The organism is Streptomyces exfoliatus (assembly GCF_000725545.1).
Lineage (GTDB): Bacteria > Actinomycetota > Actinomycetes > Streptomycetales > Streptomycetaceae > Streptomyces > Streptomyces exfoliatus.
Genome location: NZ_JNZP01000004.1, coordinates 234,096 through 254,413, shown reverse-complemented (window position 1 = coordinate 254,413; position 20,318 = coordinate 234,096). Strand labels below are relative to the sequence as shown.

At 73.6% G+C, this 20,318-nt stretch carries 14 protein-coding genes; 4 read left to right on the top strand and 10 right to left on the bottom strand.

What is annotated here, in order from left to right:
* Positions 1 to 93: 93 nt before the first annotated feature.
* Positions 94 to 699, bottom strand: a complete 606-nt coding sequence (locus tag IO20_RS0107405; protein WP_030555680.1) for a hypothetical protein — start codon at positions 697 to 699, stop codon at positions 94 to 96.
* A 413-nt stretch (positions 700 to 1,112) separates the two neighbouring features.
* Between IO20_RS0107405 and ettA the strand changes: the two genes are divergently transcribed.
* The 3 genes from ettA to IO20_RS0107390 are packed head-to-tail and all read left to right on the top strand — an operon-like array spanning position 1,113 to position 3,869.
* Positions 1,113 to 2,777 (top strand): energy-dependent translational throttle protein EttA, encoded by a 1,665-nt coding sequence (ettA, locus tag IO20_RS0107400; RefSeq protein WP_030219429.1) that lies wholly within the window; start codon positions 1,113 to 1,115, stop codon positions 2,775 to 2,777.
* A 4-nt stretch (positions 2,778 to 2,781) separates the two neighbouring features.
* Positions 2,782 to 3,207, top strand: a complete 426-nt coding sequence (locus tag IO20_RS0107395) for an acyl-CoA thioesterase (protein ID WP_030555678.1) — start codon at positions 2,782 to 2,784, stop codon at positions 3,205 to 3,207.
* On the top strand, positions 3,204 to 3,869 hold the full coding sequence (locus tag IO20_RS0107390) for a DUF8010 domain-containing protein (RefSeq protein ID WP_030555677.1): 666 nt from the start codon (positions 3,204 to 3,206) through the stop codon (positions 3,867 to 3,869). Before IO20_RS0107395 ends, IO20_RS0107390 begins: the two co-directional genes overlap by 4 nt.
* 4 nt (positions 3,870 to 3,873) lie before the next feature.
* Here IO20_RS0107390 and IO20_RS0107385 read toward each other — a convergent pair whose 3' ends face one another.
* The 5 genes from IO20_RS0107385 to IO20_RS0107365 form a co-directional block, all read right to left on the bottom strand.
* Positions 3,874 to 4,512, bottom strand: a complete 639-nt coding sequence (locus IO20_RS0107385; RefSeq protein ID WP_157850746.1) for a hypothetical protein — start codon at positions 4,510 to 4,512, stop codon at positions 3,874 to 3,876.
* A gap of 36 nt (positions 4,513 to 4,548) precedes the next feature.
* On the bottom strand, positions 4,549 to 5,523 hold the full coding sequence (locus tag IO20_RS0107380) for an ABC transporter ATP-binding protein (RefSeq protein ID WP_030555673.1): 975 nt from the start codon (positions 5,521 to 5,523) through the stop codon (positions 4,549 to 4,551).
* The gene (locus IO20_RS0107375) at positions 5,520 to 8,375 is read right to left on the bottom strand and encodes an FtsX-like permease family protein (RefSeq protein WP_030555671.1); all 2,856 of its coding nucleotides are present in this window, start codon (positions 8,373 to 8,375) and stop codon (positions 5,520 to 5,522) included. The genes IO20_RS0107380 and IO20_RS0107375 overlap by 4 nt, the downstream gene beginning before the upstream one ends.
* 116 nt (positions 8,376 to 8,491) lie before the next feature.
* Complete coding sequence (locus IO20_RS0107370) at positions 8,492 to 11,854, bottom strand: FtsX-like permease family protein (protein WP_030555669.1); 3,363 nt, start codon at positions 11,852 to 11,854, stop codon at positions 8,492 to 8,494.
* A gap of 203 nt (positions 11,855 to 12,057) precedes the next feature.
* Positions 12,058 to 12,462, bottom strand: coding sequence for a globin (locus IO20_RS0107365; RefSeq protein ID WP_030555667.1), 405 nt, complete (start codon positions 12,460 to 12,462; stop codon positions 12,058 to 12,060).
* An 84-nt stretch (positions 12,463 to 12,546) separates the two neighbouring features.
* On the opposite strand from IO20_RS0107365, the gene IO20_RS0107360 reads away from it, so the two are divergent.
* Complete coding sequence (locus IO20_RS0107360; protein ID WP_030555666.1) at positions 12,547 to 13,512, top strand: methyltransferase domain-containing protein; 966 nt, start codon at positions 12,547 to 12,549, stop codon at positions 13,510 to 13,512.
* Positions 13,513 to 13,521: 9 nt separating this feature from the next.
* Here the strand turns inward: IO20_RS0107360 and IO20_RS0107355 are convergent, their stop codons facing one another.
* Genes IO20_RS0107355 through IO20_RS0107340 form a run of 4 tightly spaced genes read right to left on the bottom strand, consistent with a single transcriptional unit; the run spans position 13,522 to position 20,313 of the window.
* Complete coding sequence (locus tag IO20_RS0107355; RefSeq protein ID WP_030555665.1) at positions 13,522 to 14,928, bottom strand: FHA domain-containing protein; 1,407 nt, start codon at positions 14,926 to 14,928, stop codon at positions 13,522 to 13,524.
* A 41-nt stretch (positions 14,929 to 14,969) separates the two neighbouring features.
* Positions 14,970 to 16,301: a vWA domain-containing protein gene (locus IO20_RS0107350; protein ID WP_030555664.1), complete on the bottom strand. Its 1,332-nt coding sequence runs from the start codon at positions 16,299 to 16,301 to the stop codon at positions 14,970 to 14,972.
* Between the two features lie 59 nt (positions 16,302 to 16,360).
* A complete protein-coding gene (locus IO20_RS0107345; protein WP_030555663.1) occupies positions 16,361 to 17,743 on the bottom strand; it encodes a PP2C family protein-serine/threonine phosphatase in 1,383 nt (460 codons plus the stop codon).
* Positions 17,744 to 17,745: 2 nt separating this feature from the next.
* Positions 17,746 to 20,313: a serine/threonine-protein kinase gene (locus IO20_RS0107340; protein WP_169749557.1), complete on the bottom strand. Its 2,568-nt coding sequence runs from the start codon at positions 20,311 to 20,313 to the stop codon at positions 17,746 to 17,748.
* Positions 20,314 to 20,318 lie beyond the last annotated feature (5 nt).

Sequence of the window (20,318 nt, the reverse complement as noted above, 5' to 3'; positions counted from 1 at the left end):
AGCAAATGACCCGCGAGACGCCCATCCCAGCATGAGGCCGCTCAACGCGCGGCGGCCGCACCGCGATCAAGATCACGATCTACAGCTGGAGTATTAACCGAGCGAAAGAAGTGACAGCACTGCTGACACTGAGGCTGCGACGGCGGCAAATAGGCTCGGTGCGTGAATTACAACAGTGCGAGGTGTCAGGTTTTGGTCTACAAGTTTCCGCAGCTTCGTGTCGATCAAGTATTCCTGAACCTGGACATCGGGGCGACCCTCTGTAAGGGCAGTGAAGGAGATGCTTTGCTTGCTCGCCAAGAGATCTGGCCCAAAACTGATGACGCTTCCTTGCGTGCTGTATCGACCGCCAAAGGTGGTAGTGGTTTCCAGGATCGGCGTTCCGAGATCGAAAGCGAGAGGCCGTGCCTGATCGAAGTAGTCGCTGGCCACAGCGTGCCTACCTGTGTTCGTCAGGCGAAGGGTAAACATGTGGGGGTCGCGAATGGTGACGCCGTTGTGTACCACTGAGACGCCGTGCTGAAGAGTGCTCGTTTCGTTCATCAATGGCGCGCTTTCGATCGCGTAAGTGATCTCGCGCTTTGGCGGAAAAAGGGCGCGCCGCGCGTAGATCACTCCGACGATTCCGAGAATTAGCGCGAGGGTCGCGATGACGATCGTGGCCAGATTGAAGGCACGTCCGTCCAGCACGTCCGGCATTCCAAGTCCCCTCCGACGATTCCAAATAAAAGGCAATTCAGTGCATGTGGCATCTCTTGTGGAGGTGCCCTTCGCGGCGGTTGATGCGCTGCGAGTGCAGCAGGAAGGTACCGCTCGGAAGGCGGCCCTGCCTCTAACTGTCTGCAAGATCCTCGCTGGTCTTGATTGCCGCTTCTGTTGGTGGTTGCCCTAGGGGGAGCGGTGGCGGAGTGGCGGTGGCGGTCGGGCCGTCTCTGGGCCGTGCGAGGGGGCTCAGGGGTGACCAGTGGCGACCAACGGTGACAGGTCGGCCACGAGGGTGACCCGGGAACGCGCAGGTCAGCGGGCTCCTCACCTACTGGTTCGCTCCCGGGGGTGGCGGTCAGGCAAGATGGGGTGTATCTGCCCACTCACTCCTAGCCGGACGGTTTCTCTTGGCTGAGTACATCTACACGATGCGCAAGACGCGCAAGGCGCACGGCGACAAGGTCATCCTCGATGACGTGACGCTGAGCTTCCTGCCGGGTGCGAAGATCGGTGTGGTCGGCCCGAACGGTGCCGGTAAGTCCACCGTTCTGAAGATCATGGCGGGCCTTGAGCAGCCGTCCAACGGTGACGCCTTCCTGTCGCCCGGCTACAGCGTCGGCATCCTCATGCAGGAGCCGAAGCTGGACGAGGCCAAGACGGTCCTGGAGAACGTCCAGGACGGCGCCGCCGAGATCATGGGGAAGCTCAAGCGCTTCAACGAGGTCGCCGAGCTCATGGCGACCGACTACTCGGACGCGCTCATGGACGAGATGGGCAAGCTCCAGGAGGACCTGGACCACGCCAACGCCTGGGACCTCGACGCGCAGCTCGAGCAGGCCATGGACGCCCTGGGCTGCCCGCCCGGCGACTGGCCGGTCACCAACCTCTCCGGTGGCGAGAAGCGCCGCGTCGCGCTCTGCAAGCTGCTGATCGAGGCACCGGACCTGCTCCTCCTCGACGAGCCCACCAACCACCTCGACGCCGAGTCGGTGAACTGGCTGGAGCAGCACCTCTCGAAGTACGCGGGCGCCGTCGTCGCCGTCACGCACGACCGGTACTTCCTGAACAACGTCGCCGAGTGGATCCTCGAGCTCGACCGCGGCCGCGCGATCCCCTACGAGGGCAACTACTCCACGTACCTGGAGAAGAAGGCCACCCGCCTCAAGGTCGAGGGCCGCAAGGACGAGAAGCGCGCCAAGCGCCTCAAGGAAGAGCTGGAGTGGGTCCGCTCCAACGCCAAGGGCCGGCAGACCAAGTCCAAGGCGCGCCTCGCCCGCTACGAGGAGATGGCGGCCGAGGCCGACAAGATGCGGAAGCTGGACTTCGAGGAGATCCAGATCCCGCCGGGCCCGCGTCTGGGCTCCATCGTCGTCGAGGTCAACAACCTCTCCAAGGCGTTCGGTGACAAGGTCCTCGTCGACGACCTGTCCTTCACCCTGCCCCGCAACGGCATCGTCGGCATCATCGGCCCGAACGGCGCCGGCAAGACCACGCTCTTCAAGATGATCCAGGGCCTGGAGGCCCCGGACTCCGGCGAGGTCAAGATCGGCGAGACGGTCAAGATCAGCTACGTCGACCAGACCCGCGCCAACATCGACCCCAAGAAGACCCTCTGGGCCGTCGTGTCGGACGAGCTGGACTACATCAACGTCGGCCAGGTCGAGATGCCGTCGCGCGCGTACGTCAGCGCCTTCGGCTTCAAGGGTCCGGACCAGCAGAAGCCCGCCGGCGTCCTCTCCGGCGGTGAGCGCAACCGCCTGAACCTGGCGCTCACGCTCAAGGAGGGCGGCAACCTGCTGCTCCTCGACGAGCCGACCAACGACCTCGACGTCGAGACCCTGTCGTCGCTCGAGAACGCGCTCCTGGAGTTCCCCGGTGCGGCCGTGGTCATCTCCCACGACCGCTGGTTCCTGGACCGGGTCGCGACGCACATCCTCGCGTACGAGGGTGAGTCGAAGTGGTACTGGTTCGAGGGCAACTTCGAGTCCTACGAGAAGAACAAGATCGAGCGCCTCGGCCCCGACGCGGCCCGCCCGCACCGCGCCACGTACAAGAAGCTGACCCGAGGCTGAGTCAGTGACCAGGCACATCTACAGCTGTCCCCTGCGCTGGTCGGACATGGACGCCTTCGGGCACGTCAACAACGTCGTCTTCCTGCGGTACCTGGAAGAGGCGCGGATCGACTTCATGTTCCGGCTGGCGCCGGGGGACGGTTCCCCCTCGTTCTCCGGCGGGTCCGTCGTGGCCCGGCACGAGATCGACTACCTGCGGCCGCTGGTCCACCGGCACGAGCCGGTGACCATCGAGTCCTGGGTCACGAAGATAGGCGCGGCGTCCCTGACGATCGCCTACGAGATCAAGGACCCCGACGTCACGTACGTACGGGCGGCCACGGTCGTCGTGCCCTTCGACCTGCAGGCGCAGCGCCCCCGGCGGATCACCGCCGAGGAGCGCAGCTTCCTGGAGGAGTACGTGGACGACGGGATGACCGTCGCCGCATGACCGTGCTCGCTCCACTGCACTTCGCCGACGCCAGGGAGGCGGCGGCCCTCGCCGCCTTCCTGGGCCGGCTGGTCCACTACGACCGGGCCGCCGCCGTCCGCCTCCAGGCGGCCGGCGGAACGCTGGCCGTCTTCGGCCGGCCGCCGTCCTTCGAGGTGCTCGCGATCCGTACGGCCCGGCTCGTCGACGCCGTCGGGCTCGACGTCACCGTCTCCGCCGGTGAGCTCCTCGAAGGCATCGAGGAGTCGGCGGGCAAGGCGGTCGTGCCGGACTCCGTCACCGGGCCGCCCTGGACCGGGGTGCTCCCGCCGCGCGCCGGCTGGACGCCTGTCGCCGGGCTGCCGGCCGCCGCGGAGATGCGGGCCGCGGTCGCCGCGGCCGTCGCCGAGTTCCGGGCGCGGGACGAGGAGCTGCCCGAGGAGCGGCGCACCAGGGCCGAGCGTGACCGCATCGGCCACGAGATCTGGTCCCGGACCCTGGGATCCACCGGACTCCCGCTGCGGGCCGTGCACGCCGCCCAGTCGCTGGGTTTCCTGCCGCCCACGCGGGAGGAGTCGCCGGTCGCGCTGTTCGCCTCAGGCCCGTGGCTGCGGCTGCGCACCCCGTACGGCTCGATCGCGCTGCGCACCGTACCGCTGTCGCTGGCCGTCGCCCCCCGCTGAGGGGCTACCTCCGGCGCCCCGTGCGGCCCCTCGGCGCGGGTGCCGGGCGGCTCTCCCGCCGACTCACGTGCCTCGCCCCCGCCGTCGCGGCGGTCAGGGTGAGCACGGCCAGGAACGCCGGGAGCCACGGCGAGTTCGAGCCCTCAAGCGCCGGATCCACCCGCCGCCGCGGATCGTAGGCCACCCGGACCGTCGCGCCGTCCGGGGCGATCCGGCGGTCCTCCGCGAGGGTCGACGGGTAGCCGCCGGGGCAGCGCAGGGTGTGGTGGTAGAGCGTCGTGTCGAGGCCGCCGTCGAAGATCGCCTCGTGGTGCTCCCCGGTGACCTTCACGACGACGCACGCGGCGACCTCCCCGCGCGCGGCCGCCTGGTCCACCGCGGCCGCCGTCAGGAGCAGCCCGTCGGCCAGCGCGAGCGCGCCGAAGAAGCCCACGTTCCCGGTGACGAGGAGGAAGTACGTCACCCCCGCGACGGCGATGGCCGTCCCGCCGACCGAGACCGCGACCGTGGTGGACGGCGCCGTGTCGCCGCCGAAGCACCAGGCCGCCCAGACGGCCAGCGCGACCGCGCCGACCGCCGGCAGGAACACGGCCGACCGGGCCCGTCGTGCCTTCCTCGACGAGCTCGGTGCGTTCGATGACATGGACACCACCCCCAGAGGGGGACGCCGGGCGTCCCGTCAGCGTTCCACGTCGTCCGGCCAGATCCCGATGTGGTCCTGCTCCAGTTCCAGGGCCACCCGGTGCTCCATGCCCAGGGCCTGCGTGTACTCCGCGGGCAGCTGGAGCCGGCCCGCGCGGTCGAGCATCGCGTACTCCCGTGCCACCAGCGACTCCTTGCCCTGCGCGTCGACCTCCGTGCGGCGCAGTACCTCCGATGAGGTGCGGCCGTCGCGGATGGCGACCGTGCGGCGCACCTCCGAGGCGACCGCCTGGTCGTGGGTGACGATCACGATCGTCGTGCCCAGTTCGTCGTTGGCGCGGCGGAACGCCGCGAAGACCTGCTCGCCGGTGGCCGAGTCCAGCTCGCCCGTCGGCTCGTCGGCGAGGAGCACGGCCGGGTTGTTGGCCAGGGCGACCGCGATGGCCACTCGCTGCTGCTGGCCGCCGGAGAGCTGGTGCGGGCGCCGGTCGCGGGCGTCGGCGATGTCCAGCAGGGCGAGCAGCTCCTCGGCTCGTTCCGCCTTCCGCTTCGAGCGGCCCCGCAACTGCATGGGGAGCGCCACGTTCTGCGCCGCCGTCAGGTAGGGGAGGAGATTGCGGGCGGTCTGCTGCCAGACGAAGCCGACGATCTCGCGCCGGTAGCGCAGCCGCGCCTTGGCGTCCATCGCGACCAGGTCGCACCCGGCGACCCTGGCCGCTCCGGCGGTCGGCACGTCCAGGCCCGCGAGGACGTTCATGAGCGTCGACTTGCCGGAGCCGGAGGCGCCGACCAGGGCCATCAGCTCGCCCTCCTTCACCAGCAGGTCGAGCCCCTGGAGGGCCTGCACCTCCACCCCGTCCGTGGTGAAGATCCGGACCAGCCGGTCGCAGGCGATGAGCGCGTCATGACCGTACGAGGGCCGGTCGCGCCGCGCGGTCGCCCGCCGCTCCAGCTCCTCCAGGGTCGCGGGGTCCGCACTCGCGGTCCGGGTCTCGACGTCGGCCTTCGTCATCGTGCGTCTCCTGCCCTGAGTTCCTTGATCGAGCCCTTGCGCCCCGCCCACCACGCCTGTCCTGCCGCCGCCGCCCCGGTCAGGAGCACGACCGCGAGCGCGGGCACCGCCAGCGACCACGGGTCCGCCCGCAGCGGCGCGGCGACCGCCGGGGCCGCCCCCGGCGCCCTCGCGAACGCGAGCCGGAACAGGTCGATGCCCGGGGCGAGCAGCGGGACCGTCGCCCAGCCGACCAGCATGCCGCCGAGCGCCGCGAGGACCGCCTGCGGTACCGCTTCGAGCCCGAGCAGCCGCCGTCCCTGCTTCCGGGTCAGACCCATCGTCCGCAGCCGCGCGAGGAGCGTGGTCCGCTCGGGCGCGCTCTGCATGAGGGAGAGCAGGACCGCCACCACGGCGAAACCGGCGCCCGCGCCGATCGCGCCCAGGTAGATCCGCTCGGCGCCCGACTGGATCGGCGAGTCGGTGAAGCCGGCCCGTTCCTCGGTCCGCATCGACACCAGAAGGGCGCCGGACTTCGCCTTCACCGTGGCCCGCAGCGCGGCCCCGTCCCTCGGCCCCGTGACCAGCAGCGTCGTGGGCGCCGGGCGCGTGAGGTCGGCGGTGTTGACGAGGAGGAAGTCGGTGTCGGGCATGGCCGGGGTCACCGACCGGACCGCGACCACCTTGACCCGGAACACCCCGGCGGCCGACACGATCTCCTGCGGCGCGTCGCCGAGCCGTGCGGCGACCGAAGGGGAGGCGACGGCGGGCAGCACCCGCTGCCTGTCGGCCGCCGTGTCAGGGCCGCCCTTCCCCGTGGACGCGAGCAGCCCCGCCGGGAACGCGCCGGTACCGGTCCGGTCCGCGAGCCGGGTGTACGAGTCCGGCTCGACGCCCACGAGCAGCGTGGTCATCGGCTCGTCCGCGGCTCGGGCGGACGGCAGCGACACGCCGTACTCGATCTGCACGGGCGCCAGGTCCCGGACCCCCGCCGTACCGCGTACCGATGCGGTGAGACCGGCCGGCAGCGGCGTCCACGCCACCGAGCCGTCGATCCGGGCGTCCGCGCCGATCGCCAGGAGAGCGGCCCGGTCACGGGCCTCGGCCACCCCGGCGAGCACCGAGCCGCCGAAGGCCGCCGTGGTGAGCGCGAGGACGAGGGCGAGCAGCGGGAGCGTGCCGGTGGCGGAGGAGCGTCCGGCGCGGGCCAGGGCCAGCGGGCCGACCGCCCCGCGCAGCCGGCGGACCGGCCGGCCCAGCCACCGCAGCGGCACGGGGTAGATCCGGATGAGGAGCGTGGCGGCGATCAGGCCGACGAGTACCGGGGCGGCGCTCACCAGGAGGTCGGCCGAGTCGCCGGTGCCGCGCAGCCGCAGCGAGGTGACCGCGCCCACGGCGAGGACCAGCAGGGTGAGTTCGATGACCGTACGACGCGCGGAGGGACGCGCGGTGACCAGGTCGTCGCGCCCGCCGTGTAGGCGCGGGCGCCGGTGCCGTACGACCGCCCGCAGCGGCAGGACCAGCAGGGCGAGCAGGGCGACGGCGGACGCGGCGAGCAGGGAGGGGAGCAGCGGGATGCCCGCCGCCCCGGCGGTGGCCCCCGCGGCCCCGGCCGATCCGGTGGCCGGCGCGTCGGCCACCGGTGCCCGTACGGTCGTCACCGCGAGCCAGAGGGCGAGCGCCGTCGCCGGCAGGACGACCGCCGAGGTCTCGCCGAGCAGCCGCAGACCGATGCCGGTGAGCGAGGCGCCGCGCGAGCGGATCAGGGCCAGTTCGCCGTCCCTGCGGGTGACGAAGAGCCCGCCGGTCATGGCGAGGACGACCGCCGCGACCGCGCCGATCCCGAAGACGGCGACGGCCACGACCGGATTGATCGCGTCGCGCGTCGCCCGGTACGAGTCGACGATCGTGTCGAGTTCGGTGGTGAGGGCGCCGGTGGGCCCCACGACCTGGCGCATCCTGACGAGAGCGGGTCCTGCGGCCGCCGAGTCGAGCGCGGCGGCGAGCCTGTCGGTGTCGCGTCCCGTGAGATGGCCGTACGTGGGCATGAGGCGGACGAAGACCTCCGGTTCGCCGGTGGTGGCGAGCAGACCGGGCGCCGAGGCGGGGGAGACGAGCAGGGTCGCCTGCCAGTAGTGCTTGACTTCGAGCCCCACCTGCCTGGAGGCGAACGCCGGGGTGTGGAGCAGCGGCTCGACGGCCCAGTACGGGCTCCCGGGGCCGCGCGGCTCCACGATCCCGGTGACCGTGACGCTGATCGGCTCCGCGATGCCCCGGCTCGGGACGTGCACGACGGAGCCGGGCTTCAGCCGCAGCGACGCGGCGGTCTTCGCGGTCACCACCGCCTCCGGCGCGCGGGCCGTGCCCGCGGGGAGACGGCCCTTCCGCAGTGTCGCGTGCCCGGTCAGGTCGGACGGCGCGGAGAGCACGAACTCGGGCTGGAGGCCGTCAGGCCGGGGCAGCCACGGGTCGAGCCCGTTGACCCGCTTGACCGTGCGGACCCCCTGGACGGACTGTTCCGGATCGGTGCGCAGCGGCTCGGGCACCAGGGCCCGTACCTTGTCGCGCTGTTCCCGGAGGACGGCCGGGGCCAGGCCCGCCTCGCGTTCGGCCGGGTCGAGCTCCGGTCCGGGCGGCGAGGCGGTCAGTTCGAGGACGCTGTTCCGGGCCGCGGCGGTCCGGATGTCGTGCCGCAGGCTCTGGGTCTCGTACGCGTCCACGGCACGAGGGAGCGCGGCGGCGAGGTACGCGGTGACCAGGACGAGGAGGGCGAGGAAGGCCGAGGCCCAGGGGGCGGTCCGCAGCCGGGTCCGCACCCAGGGCGCGGCGGCGCGGGCGGGCTTCTCGGACCGGGGCCGGGGCGGCGGGGGCATGGCGGGGACCTTCCTGCGTACATGGGGCACGGCGGGGGACTTCCCGTCCACGCCGGTCACCTCGGGGGATTCCCCTTCCCCGCCGGTCACCTCGGGGTTCTCGTCCGCCGCCGGCATCAGTGGTCCCCCTGGTGGCGCAGCGTCACGACCGGGTCGGCGGGGCGCAGGGCGATCACCGCGACGATGGCGAGCGGCAGCGCGGCGACGCCGGCGAGCAGCAGCGCCACCTGGCCGAGGGGCAGTTCGACCAGGACCGGGGGGACGGGCCGGGTGGCCTGTCCGGTCAGGACGACGAGCGGGACGACGGCGCGGGCGAGGACGGTGCCGAGTCCGCCGCCCACGAGCAGGCCGATGCCGATGAGCAGGCCCTGTTCCGCGGCGATCAGCCGGGCGAGGCGGCGGCGTGGCGTGCCGAGCGCCCGCAGCACCCCGAAGTCGGCGGACCGTTCCCGCATCGCGGCGGCCGAGCCGACCGCGAAGCCGACGGCGGCGAGCGCCGCGGCCGCGGCGGCGACCCCCATCAGGGCGGCGTTGGGGCCCGCGCCGAGCGGGTCGCCGAGCAGCTCCGCGGCGATCTCGTCGCGTACGAGGATCTGCGCGGGGTCCGCGTCGGGCCGGGCACGCAGGGCCGCGGCGACCTCGTCCGCCCGTCCGGGTCCGACGGCCAGCCACCATTCGTTGGGCGGCACGGTCGAGACGGTGTCCGTGTCCGCGGCCAGGAAGCGGTTGACGGACGCCAGGTCGAGAAGGATCGTGCCGCCGTCGTCGGGGGTCGCGGCGGAGCCGGTCGCCGAGACCGTCCGGGCGCCGGGGCCGGTGGTGGGGAGTTCGTCGACGACGCGGTCGACGACTGCCTTGACGCGAGCGCCGCCGACGGAGACCTCGATCGGTTCGCCGGGCTCGGCGCCGGTCGCCGCCATGAAGGCCGCGGTGGCCACGGCCGGCACCCGACCGGGTGCCTCCGGCCCCGGCGCGGCGGTCCGCAGGGTGAACTCCTCGGTGTCCCAGAAGAACTCTCCGCGGGGCGTGCCGGTGAGCGCGAACGAGAGGGAGTACGGGGCGGGCCGGCCGCCGGGGCCCGCGGTGCCGGGAACACCGGGCGTGGGCTTGCCGCCCGTGGGCGTGCCGTACTTGGTCTGCCCGAAGGAGTGCGCCCAGCGGGCGAGGACCTGCCCGGGGGCGTGGACCCGCTCGCCGCCGTCGGCCCGGACGACGCCGAACCGTTCGACGTGGAGGGTCTGCGTACGGTTCTCGCCGTCGTCGATCCGGCCCGTGACCTCCAGGCCGGTGAGGGTGAGGAGCCCGGCGGAGCCGCGGTTCCCCCCGGCGCCGGGGGCGGAGGCCAGGGAGCCGAGGTCGAGGGTCAGCCGGTGCGTCCGGCCGTCGTCGGGCAGCTGCCCCAGGACCTGCCGGTACGGGACGCTGCTCGGGTCCTCCAGGACGGCCGTGACCTGGGCGGCGCCGGTGGGCGCGGCGAGCCGCAGATCGACGGTGAGGCCGCGGGTCCCGGCGGGCAGCGGGAGGCCCGCGCGGGTGGTGGCCGGGGGGACGAGCGGGGCGAGCAGGGAGCGGACGGGGACGCCGGCGAGGTCGGGGCGCAGCAGCAGGCCGGCGGCGGCGTCGCGGGTGTCCATGACGAGGACGGTCGCGTTCTTCCCTGACACGTCCATGCTGCTGCGGAACGCGGGGGCCACCGCGCGGACACCGGGTACGGCGGCCAGCTGCGCGGTGTCCGTGGGGCCGCCGGGACCCGCGCCGAGGACGCGGACGGCCGCGCCGGCGCGGAAGTCGGCCTGGTCGCGCTGCGAACGTTCCCACGAGCCGCTCTGCCCGATGGCCAGCATGCCCATCGCCATGGCGAGGACGAGGAGGAGGACGGGGCCGGCGCCGCGCAACGGCCGGCGGCTGAACTGCCAGCCGGCGAGCGCGGCGGAGAGCCCGCGCCCGCCCGCCGCGCGCCGCTCGGCGAGCTTGGCGGCGGGCGGCAGCAGGCGCAGCGTCAGGACGGTGCCGGCGAGCAGCGCGAGGGCGGGTGCCACGACGAGCACGGGGTCGACGGAGCCGCCGCCGGACCCGTCGGCGCCGAGGGCGCCGCCCGTCGCGGAGGGACGTTGCAACTGCCAGTACGCGACGGCGGCGACGGCGAGCAGACCGAGATCCGCCCCGGCCCGTACGGGACCGGGCAGCGCCGCCGGGCGGGCCCTGCGCAGCGGGACGACGGAGCCGTCCCCCGCGGCGAGCGCGGGCGCGACGACAGCCGCCGCGCAGCACAGGGCGACGGCGGCGGCGACCAGCCACACCTGGAGCGACGGCGTCGTGTCGAGCCGGACGCCGAGGGAGGAGAACGCGGAGCGCTCGGCGAAGAGCCGGGTCAGCGGTCCCGAGAGGAGCGGGGCGGCGAGCGCGGCGGGCAGGGCGAGCAGGAGTGCCTCGGTGGCGGCGAGACCGGCGATCCTGCGCCGTGAACCGCCGCGGGCGCGCAGCAGCGTGGTCTCGGCGGCGCGTTCGGTGCTGAGCAGCCGGGCGACGAGCAGCAGCGCGTACGCGGCGAGGAGCACCAGCTGGACGGCGACGATCAGGAGGGTGGAGCGGGAGACGAGCAGGGCCCGCTGGGTCTGTTCGAGGACGGTCGGGAGCGCGGTGGACGCGGCGACCGTCGTACCGAACCGGTCGGTGGCCCCGACCAGCGCCTTCGGGCCCTCGGTGGCCGTGGCGCGCAGGGTGTCGATGCGGTCGGTGGTGACGCCGGTGAAGTCGGCGGAGCCCAGCCAGGACGTGTCGCCGCGACTCAGCGCTCCCGAGGTCATGACGGCCGGCTCGACGAGCAGCGGCCCGTACGTCGTGAACGCGACGGTCCGCACCCCACGGCCGCCGGCGGGATCCAGCCGCCAGTACAGGTCATGGGTGTCGACGGGCCGGTAGACGCCGGTGATCAGGGCCTTGACCCGCCGCCGGTCGTCGAGCCGGTCGCCGAGGTCGAGCACGGCCCCGGGGGCGACCCGCAGCCGCCGCGCCGCCTCTTCGGGCAGCGCCGTCTCGACCACACCGGCGGTCCGGGTGGCCGAGGGCCAGGCGCCCCGGACGAGGGCGAGCCGCGAGCGGTCGAGCGCGGCGAAGTGGGTGAGGTCGGGGTCGCCCTCGCGGGCGGCGGGCGGCTTGAGACTCCGGGGCAGCGCGTACGGCCCCGAGCGTTCGAGCCGCCGTACGGTCACCGGCAGCCCGTCGAAGGTCCGCCGCATCCCCTCCCGGACGGCTTCCTCGGCGCCGGCCCGCCGGTCCGCGGGCACCTGCCCGCTCACGTGCAGCGAGGCGGCGGCCGCGGACCGGCCGCGCAGTCCGGCCTGGAGCGCCGCGTCGCCGACGGCCCCGGAGAACGAGGCGAGGGTGGCGAGGACGGAGGTGGTCAGGAGCACGGCGAGCAGCGCCGCGACGAGCAGCAGCCGGTGCGCCCTGACACGCAGGAATACGAACCCCGTCACCCATCCCCCTGGCCGCTCTGATCCCGGTGCGCGAATCGAACGTTTTCCGAACGCTCCCGAAACTACTTCCGGATGCTTTCAGAGCTCACGTACCGCTGGAAACCGCTTGCGGTCCCACCTTGATCCGATCGTGACCGTTATCCGGCACTCAGGCTCCGGAATGTGTCTGTGGGGGGCGCCAGGTTTGCGAGGCTGAGGGGACGTCAGCCGGCCGTGTTCACCATCGAGGCCGCCGCGTAGGTCAGGTAGCGCCAGAGCTCCGCCTCGTGCTCCGGGGCCAGGGACAGGCCGTCCAGGGCCGAGCGCATGTGGCGGAGCCAGGCGTCGTGGGCCGCCTGGTCCACGGTGAACGGGGCGTGGCGCATCCGGAGGCGGGGGTGGCCGCGGTGGTCGCTGTACGTGCGGGGGCCGCCCCAGTACTGCATCAGGAAGAGGGCGAGCCGCTCCTCCGCGGGGCCGAGGTCCTCCTCGGGGTACATCGGGCGCAGCAGCGGGTCCTCCGCGACGCCCTCGTAGAAGCGGTGGACCAGGCGGCGGAAGGTCTCCTCGCCGCCGACCTGCTCGTAGAAGGTCTGCTCCTGCACTGTTTCCCCGGGAATCTCGTTCACCGTTCCATCGTCTCAGATGACCCGCCTAGGACCTGAGGCCCAGGACCGCTCGCCGGGGGTGCCGGGCGGCGGGAGAGTGGAGGCATGGGTGAGTGGCGGGACGAGTTCGCCGAGGCCGGCGCACGGGCGCGACGGGCACTCGTGCGGGAGGTCGTGCGCGAGGCCGAGGCGGACGGCGAGACGGTCGACGCCGCCTGGCTGGACGCCTTCGCCGATGTTCCGCGCCATCTCTTCGTCCCGTACTACTACGTCCCCGGGCCCGGCGGCTACGAGCGGCTCTGGTCCGGCGACCCGGAGCCCGAGCGGCGGGACCGCTGGCTGAGCGGGGCGTACGAGGACACCGCGCTCGCCACCCGCGTACGCGACGGGGAACTGCTCTCCTCCGCCAGCCAGCCCTCCCTGATGGCGCTGATGCTCCAGGCCCTGGACGTACGCGACGGGGACGACGTCCTGGAGATCGGCGCCGGGACCGGGTACCACGCGGCGCTGCTCTGCCACCGCCTCGGCGAGGAGCACGTCACCACCCTCGACCTGGACGACGAGATCGTCGAGTCCGCCCGCACCCATCTGGCCGCCGCCGGGTACCGTCCGACGGTGATCGTCGGCGACGGCGCCCGTGGCTGCGCCGAGCGCGCCCCCTACGACCGGATCGTCGCGACCTGCGCCGTGCCCTCGGTGCCGTACCCCTGGCTCGCCCAGTGCCGACCCGGTGCCCTCGTCCTCGCCCCGCTCTCCACCGGGCTGCTCCTGCTGAGGGTGCGCGACGCGACGCACGCGGAGGGACGGTTCCTGGCGACGTCGGCGTACTTCGTGGCGCTCCGGGGCGCCGCGGGACGCGCCCCGTACCCCGAAGCGGCCGGGGACGAGAGCTTCCGCTTCCTGTGGGGACTGGTCGGCGGGACCCTCGACAGACGCGAAGCGCTCTCGCTCTGGCTGCGCGAGCGGCGGCCGGAGCGGGAGCGCTTCGGGGTGACGGTCAGCGGCGACCGGCAGTGGTCCTGGCTCGACGACCCCGCAGGGCCGTACGCCTGGCCCCTGCCGGACGCGTGAGCGCGCGGATCAGCCCAGGCGGATCGTGATCGTCGTCCAGGCGCCGACGTGCACCCGGTCGCCGTCCTGGAGCTGGACGGGGACGTAGGGCTGGATCGGCTCCTCGCCGCCGTTGACCGTGGTGCCGTTGGTGGAGTTCTGGTCCACCACCGCCCACGAGCCGTCCGGCTGCTGCACGAGCACCGCGTGCTGGTGCGAGACGCCCGGGTCCTCCGGCGGCACCGACAGGTCGATGTCGGGGGACTCGCCGGTGGAGTGCCGACGACGGCCGATGGAGATCTGGTTGCCCTGGAGCGGCAGGTGCTTGGCCGGCGAGTAGGCGGGCAGGTTCAGACCCGTCGCCTCCGGGCCGCTGCGCTGCATCATCGCCATGAAGTAGTCGCGGTCCGGTCCGATGACCGCGGTCCAGGACAGGGGCCGACGCGGCGGCTGGAACTGCTGCGGGGGTTGCTGCTGTCCCTGCTGCGGCTGTCCCTGCTGCTGCCCCTGGTGCGGGGGCTGCTGCTGTCCCTGGTGCTGCGGCGGGCCCTGAGGGGGCTGGTGCTGCGGAGGCCCCTGGTGCTGCGGAGGCCCCTGCGGCGCCTGGTGCTGCGGCGGCGGGGGTGCCTGGTGCGGAGGGCCCTGGTGCTGCGGGGGCGCCTGGTGCGGCGGGGCCGGCGGGGCCTGGTGCTGCGACGGCGGGGACAGGACCCAGTCGTCGTCCGCGCGCGGCTGCGGCGGCGCGGGCGGCGCCGGGGCCTGGGCGGAGGCCTGGACGTACGCGGGCGGGGCCGGCGGCTGCTGCTGCTGCGCCTGCGGGCGCTGCGGCGGGGCCTGGTGGTGCGTGGGATCGCCACCGAGCGGCTCGGCCGGGCGGTTCACCTGCGAGGGCCGCGAACCCTGGTACCCGAACGGGTCCTGCGGCTGCTGGTGCTGCGGCTGCTGCGGTTGCTGCTGCGCGGGCGGCGGCGGCGAGGACTGGAAGCCCGGCGGCAGGTTCAGGCCGGGCGGCGGGCCGGGCTGCTGCTGCGGCGGGGCCGGGGCGTTCTGCGGGGCCAGCGGCGTGTACGAGGTCGCCGTGTTCGTGAGGAAGTTCCAGCGGCACTCCTCGCAGAACGGCGCCATGTACTCCCGCGGGGTGCGGCACTGCGGGCAGAGCTCCGCCTGTGCCGTCGCGTTCGGGTCGCCCCCGGGGCCGAAGCCGCCGGGAGCGGGCGGCGCACCGTGACCACCCGGGCCGGCGTGACCGCCGGGCGCACCGGGGCCGCCGGGCGCACCCGGGGGCCGGCCGGGGCCGGGGTATCCGTACGCGGGGGGAGGCGGCGGGGGAGGCGGCGGTACGGCACCCGCCGGCGCACCCGCCCCGGCCATGCGATGGCCGCAGACCTCGCACCAGTCGTCGGAGACCGACTGGTGTCCGTTCGGGCAGGTCGGCATGTCGGTGCTTCCCCCTCTCGTCGTCCGGCCCGGTGGCCGGGCTACCTCTTGACGCGAACGGTCTTGGTGGAGCGGGTTTCGAGTGTCATCTCGTCCGCTTCCGCGACCTTCGCCTTCAAACGCACAGTACCGGTCGCCGCATCGACGACGTCGACCACCTTCGAAAGCAGTTTCGCCGTATCCGCGTTCCCCGAGGCCGCCGCGAGCTGCACGGCACGGCCCAGTTTGGCTGTCGCGCCGTCGTGATCACCCGATTTGCGGGCATCGAGACCCTGCTGGATGACGTCCGCAAGCTCCGCCTGCCCCGTGTAGTGCGCGACCTGCGGGTTGATCGACGTGGACATCGCCAGGTCGTCCGTCCAGACCGCCCGTACCAGCCCTTGGGACAGCGGACGCGGATCGCCGCCCGCCGGGTCCGGGGCGATCAGGGAGACCCGGGCGGCGAGCATCTCCTGCCCGATCGCGGCCTGCGGGACCCGCACGCTCACGTGGTAGTCGCGGGACTCGTCGCCCCACGAGCCCGTCGGGTAGTCCCCCGCCCGCGGTCCGGCCTCGGTGCGCCGCCCGGTCAGGTCCTCGACCGTCGGCGCGACCTGCTTCACGAAGGAGATCTCCACCCCGACCGGTGTCCACAGGCGCAGCGCGACGTCCGCGACGCCCTTGTCCATCGCGTGTTCCATCATCGCCGTGAAGTCGGCGGCGAGGGCGGACGGGTCGGCGACGATGTCGGCCGTGCCGAGGAGCGCCGAGGCGATCCCGGTGACCTCCTTGACCTCCCAGTCGGTGCCCACCCCGCGCGCGTCACAGGTGAAGCGGCCCGCGCAGGCGTCGAGCGCGGCCCGCAGCTCCTCCGGCGACTCGTGCTCGTTGCGGCCGTCGGTGAGCAGGATGCCGTGCCGGATGGTGAGGTCGGCGGAGGCGAGCAGCCGGTCCGCGAGCCGCAGCCACGTGCCGATCGCCGTGCCGCCGCCCGCGCTCAGTCGGCGCAGCGACTCCTTGGCCTCGGCGCGGGTCCTGGCGTCGGCGACGGCGAGGCCGCCGTTGCCCGGGTAGACCTCCTTCGCCACGTGCGTACCGGCGACGACGGCGAAGGACGTGCCGTCGCGCAGGGTGTCCACGGCGGCGGCGGTCGCCTCACGGGCGCCGCGCATCTTGGTCGACGGGTAGTCCATCGAGCCGGAGCAGTCGACCATGATCACGACCCCGGCCGTGCCGCCGCCTCCCGGGCCGTGCAGCCGCTGTCCGCTCGTGCCGCCCCCGGTCGAGGTGACCGTGACGATCGCGCTGACGTCCCGGCCGCCCTCGGGCAGGAACTCGTTCTGGTAGACGTCCACAGAGAACTGCGGCACGGTCGACTTGGAGAAGTTCGCCATCTGTTACTGCTCCTCGGGCAACAACTTCGAACGGTGAAGGGACGGGGATCGGCGACCGCTCAGGCGGATCCTGCCCCTTGAGGTGTGACGGTGAACGGGACAAGGGCGACCGTGATGTTGTCGTGGCCTCCGCCGTCCAGGGCGTGGCCGACGAGCACCTGCGCCCCGTGCAGCGGGCGCTCCGCCGCGTCGGCCGGGACGACCCGGGCCATGTCGTCGGCGCCCTCCGCGTAGTTCCACAGGCCGTCCGTGCACACCACCACCACGCCGGACCGGTCCGGCTTGAACGCGGCCGTGTGGGGCTCCAGTTCGTACGAGTCGGCGCCCAGCCAGCCGGTGATCGCGTGGGCGCGCTCGTCGGCGTACGCCTCCGCCTCGCTCATCAGGCCCGCCGCGACCATCTGCGCCGCCCACGAGTCGTCCTCGGTGAGCCGGACCGGCGCGGTGGCGCGGTCGTCCGGCACCCAGTAGGCGCGGCTGTCGCCGACCCAGCCCACGACGAGCAGTCCGTCGGCGACGACGGAACCCACGATGGTGCAGGCCGGTGCGTTGCGGTGGCGGTGCGGGTCGTGCTCGGCGCCGTCCTGGCCCGGCTCCTCCGCGAGGGAGTTGACGGCCTCGGCGGCGGCCACGATCGCCTCGTGCATCGCCTGCTGCGGGTGGGTGCCCCGGGGCAGCGCCGCGAGCAGCGAGGCACCGGCCGCCTCCGCGGCGGCCGCGGAGGCCTCGTCGGGACGGGTCGCCGAGGACACGCCGTCGCAGACGATCGCGACGGTGGCGGGGGAGCCGTCGGGGAGCGTGGTCGCGGACACGGCGAACGCGTCCTCGTTGCGGTGGTGGCGCAGCCCCCGGTCGCTGACGGCGGCGACGCCGGCGAACTCGCGCTCCATGTGGTCCCGTTCGCGGGGCTGCGCGTGCCCGCAGTTCTCGCAGTAGCCGTCGGTGTCCACCCGCCCGGCCCGGCAGGCCACGCACACAGCGGCGGTGGTGGCCGAAGCGGCGGAGGCAGCGGCTGCGGGGGCCGGTGCGGCTGCCGGTGCGGGGGCCTGGGCCGGTGCCGGGGCCGCCCGTACCGCCGTACGCGGGTCCGGCGGGGGCAGTTCGAAGTCCCCGCTGCCCGCCGTGGTGTTCCCTCCCGGCGGCAGCGGCTCGTCCGTGCGGACCGGCATCGTGGGCAGGTCACGGCCGCCGGAGTCGGTGCCCGGCAGGTCACCCGGGTGCTGCGTCATGGTGGAGAGCGAACCGGGCTCCCGGGGCGGGGCGTCCGGCCAGGCCACGGGGGTGCCGATCGCCACGGTCGGCCGGTCGGGACCGGCAGCGGCGGCCGGCACGGCCGTCAGGTCGTGACCGCACGCCCCGCAGAACCGGTCTCCCGACTCCAGAGGCTCCGCGCAGTCCGGGCAGACGGCGAATCCGTGCGACGGCTTCGGCTTCTGGGACATCCTCACACCCACGTCCGGGGGCGGAAGCGGTTTGCCCGCTCCACCAGTTCGATCCTCTCCTCGCCCCGCTGGGCGAGCCGGGCCAGCACCCGGTACGAGCGTTCGAGGCCGAAGCGCAGTCCGCGCTCGTCCAGTTCACTCCCGAGCAGCAGCGCGCCGCCGCCCGGTTCCGCACCGGGACTCCCGGAGAGTACCCAGTCGAGGGCCGTTCCGAGCACCTCGGCCGACAACTGCTCCCGGCGCACCGCGTCCAGACCGAAGCCCTGGAGCGCGGAGACCTGCGCCGCGGCCGCCGTCAGATCGGCACCGAGCGGCTCCCACGCCGGGCGCCGCCGCAGCCGCGCCCGCACGGTCGCCACCCGGGCCGCCGTGTAGTGGATCGAGGCCTCAGGTACGGACTCAAGCGTCGCGACGGCGCCGGTACGGTCGCCCGCCGCGAGCCGCACCCGGGCGAGCCCGAAGGCCGCGCTGACGAAGCTCGGGTCGGTGGCCCACACCAGGCGGTAGTACTCGGCGGCGTTGTCCAGCTGACCCAGCACCTCGGCGCAGATCCCGAGGGCCAGCTTCGGGGCCGGCTCGCCGGGGAAGGCGTCGTAGACGGCGTCGAAGGCGAGCGCCGCGTGCTCGTGGTCCCCGGTCACCAGGGAGGTGACGCCCCGGTACCAGACGACCCGCCAGTCGTCCGGGTCACGCTGCTCGATCCCGGCGAGGGTCCGGACGGCGGAGGGCAGGTCGCCCAGCTCCAGCTGGGCCCGCAGGGTGCGCAGCCACAGTTCGGCGGAGGCCACGGGCGCGGCGTGGAGCGCGGCGAGCAGCTCGCCGGGAGCGGCGGCGGCGAGACCGGCGAGGAAGCCGGCGTTGGGATCGCCCGGGTCGACGCGAGGGACGGGCAGCGCGAGCGCGGTGGCGGGCGTGTCGAGCGGCGCGAGCAGCTCCCCGAGCCCCGGCCCGCCGGAAGGCACGGCCCCGGAGACGGCACCCGGAACGGCCCCGGGGACGGTACCCGGAACGGCCCCGGAAGCGGCACCCGGAACAGCCCCGGGAACGGCCCCCGGAGCGCCCTCAGGTACGGCCCTGGCCGCCTTTCTTCCCGGCTTCCGCGCCCCGAGCAGCGACACGTCCTCCGTCAGCTCGGCGAAGAGCTCCGTGTCCGTGACCCGGACCTCCGTGCCGAACAGCGTCGAGAGCGCCGGGCGCGGCCGTCCCGACTGGAGCGCCACGACCTCCCGCAGCACACCCGTCAGCTGCTCCGCCATCTCCTGCGCGGAGGCGAACCGGCGCGCGGGATCCGGGTCGGTGGCGCGGACCAGGAAGCGGTAGAAGGACTCGTACGTCCGGAAGACCGCGATGTTGTCGGGGTCGGGCAGCGAGTCCACGAAGACGTTCGTGTAGCCCTGGAAGTCGAAGGTCATCACGGCGAGCGTGCGCGCCACCGTGTACAGGTCGCTCGCCACCGAGGGGCCGACCTCGGCCACCTCCGGCGCCTGGTAGCCGACCGTGCCGTAGATCGCGGACTCCTCGTCGTCCATCCGCCGGACCGCGCCCATGTCGATGAGCTTGAGCTGGTCCTCGGACTGGATGGCGTTGTCGACCTTGAAGTCGCAGTACAGCAGGTTCCGGCTGTGCAGGTGCCCGAGCGCCTCAAGGGCCTCGATCCCGTACGCGCAGGCCTGCTCGACCGGCAGCGGATCGCGCCGTCCGTCCGGTGTCCGCCGGTCGTTGGCGATCTCCTTGAGCGACTTGCCGCCGACGTACTCCATGACGATGTAGCCGTCCAGGGAGCCGGTGCGCTGGTCGAGGTGCTCGACGAAGTTGTAGATGCGGACGATGTTGGAGTGCTCGATCTCGGCGAGGAAGCGGCGCTCGGAGATCGCGGCGGCCATGGCGTCCTGGTCGCCGGTGTCGAGCAGGCCCTTGAGGACGACCCACCGGTCGGAGACGGCCCGGTCGACGGCGAGGTAGATCCAGCCGAGGCCGCCGTGCGCGAGGCAGCCCGCGACCTCGTACTGGCCGTGGACGATGTCCCCGCCGCGCAGCTTCGGCACGAAGGAGTACGGGTGCCCGCACTTGGTGCAGAAGCCTTCCGTACGGCCCTGCCGGTCACCCCGCGAACGGCCCACGGGAGCGCCGCAGTCGGAGCGTGAGCAGAATCGCTTCCGCTCGGGAACCTCGGGGTTGTCCATCACCGCGCCCCGCGGGTCGGGACGCGGCACCTCCGGGATCGACACCAGGCCCGCGCCCAGCCGGTTCCTGGCGGACTGGCCGGTCGACGAACCCGAGCTGCGCACCGACACCGAGCGGGACGTGGACGCCCCGGAGAGCGAGCGCGAGAGCCGCCCGGAGACCGAACGCCGAGACGTCGACGAGCGAGACGAGCGGGAGGAGCGCGACGAGGCCCGCGAGGACGCCCGCGAACTGCTCCGCGAGGAGCCGGAGTCCGGCCCCCCTACACCCGTACCGGTGCCCCTGCCGGGCACGGCCACCCCCGTCGGCGTCGAGCCGATGAGCCCTCCGGGCGCCACCACCGGGGCGAGCCCGCAGGTGTCGCAGTACAGCTCACCGCCCCCCATGTCCT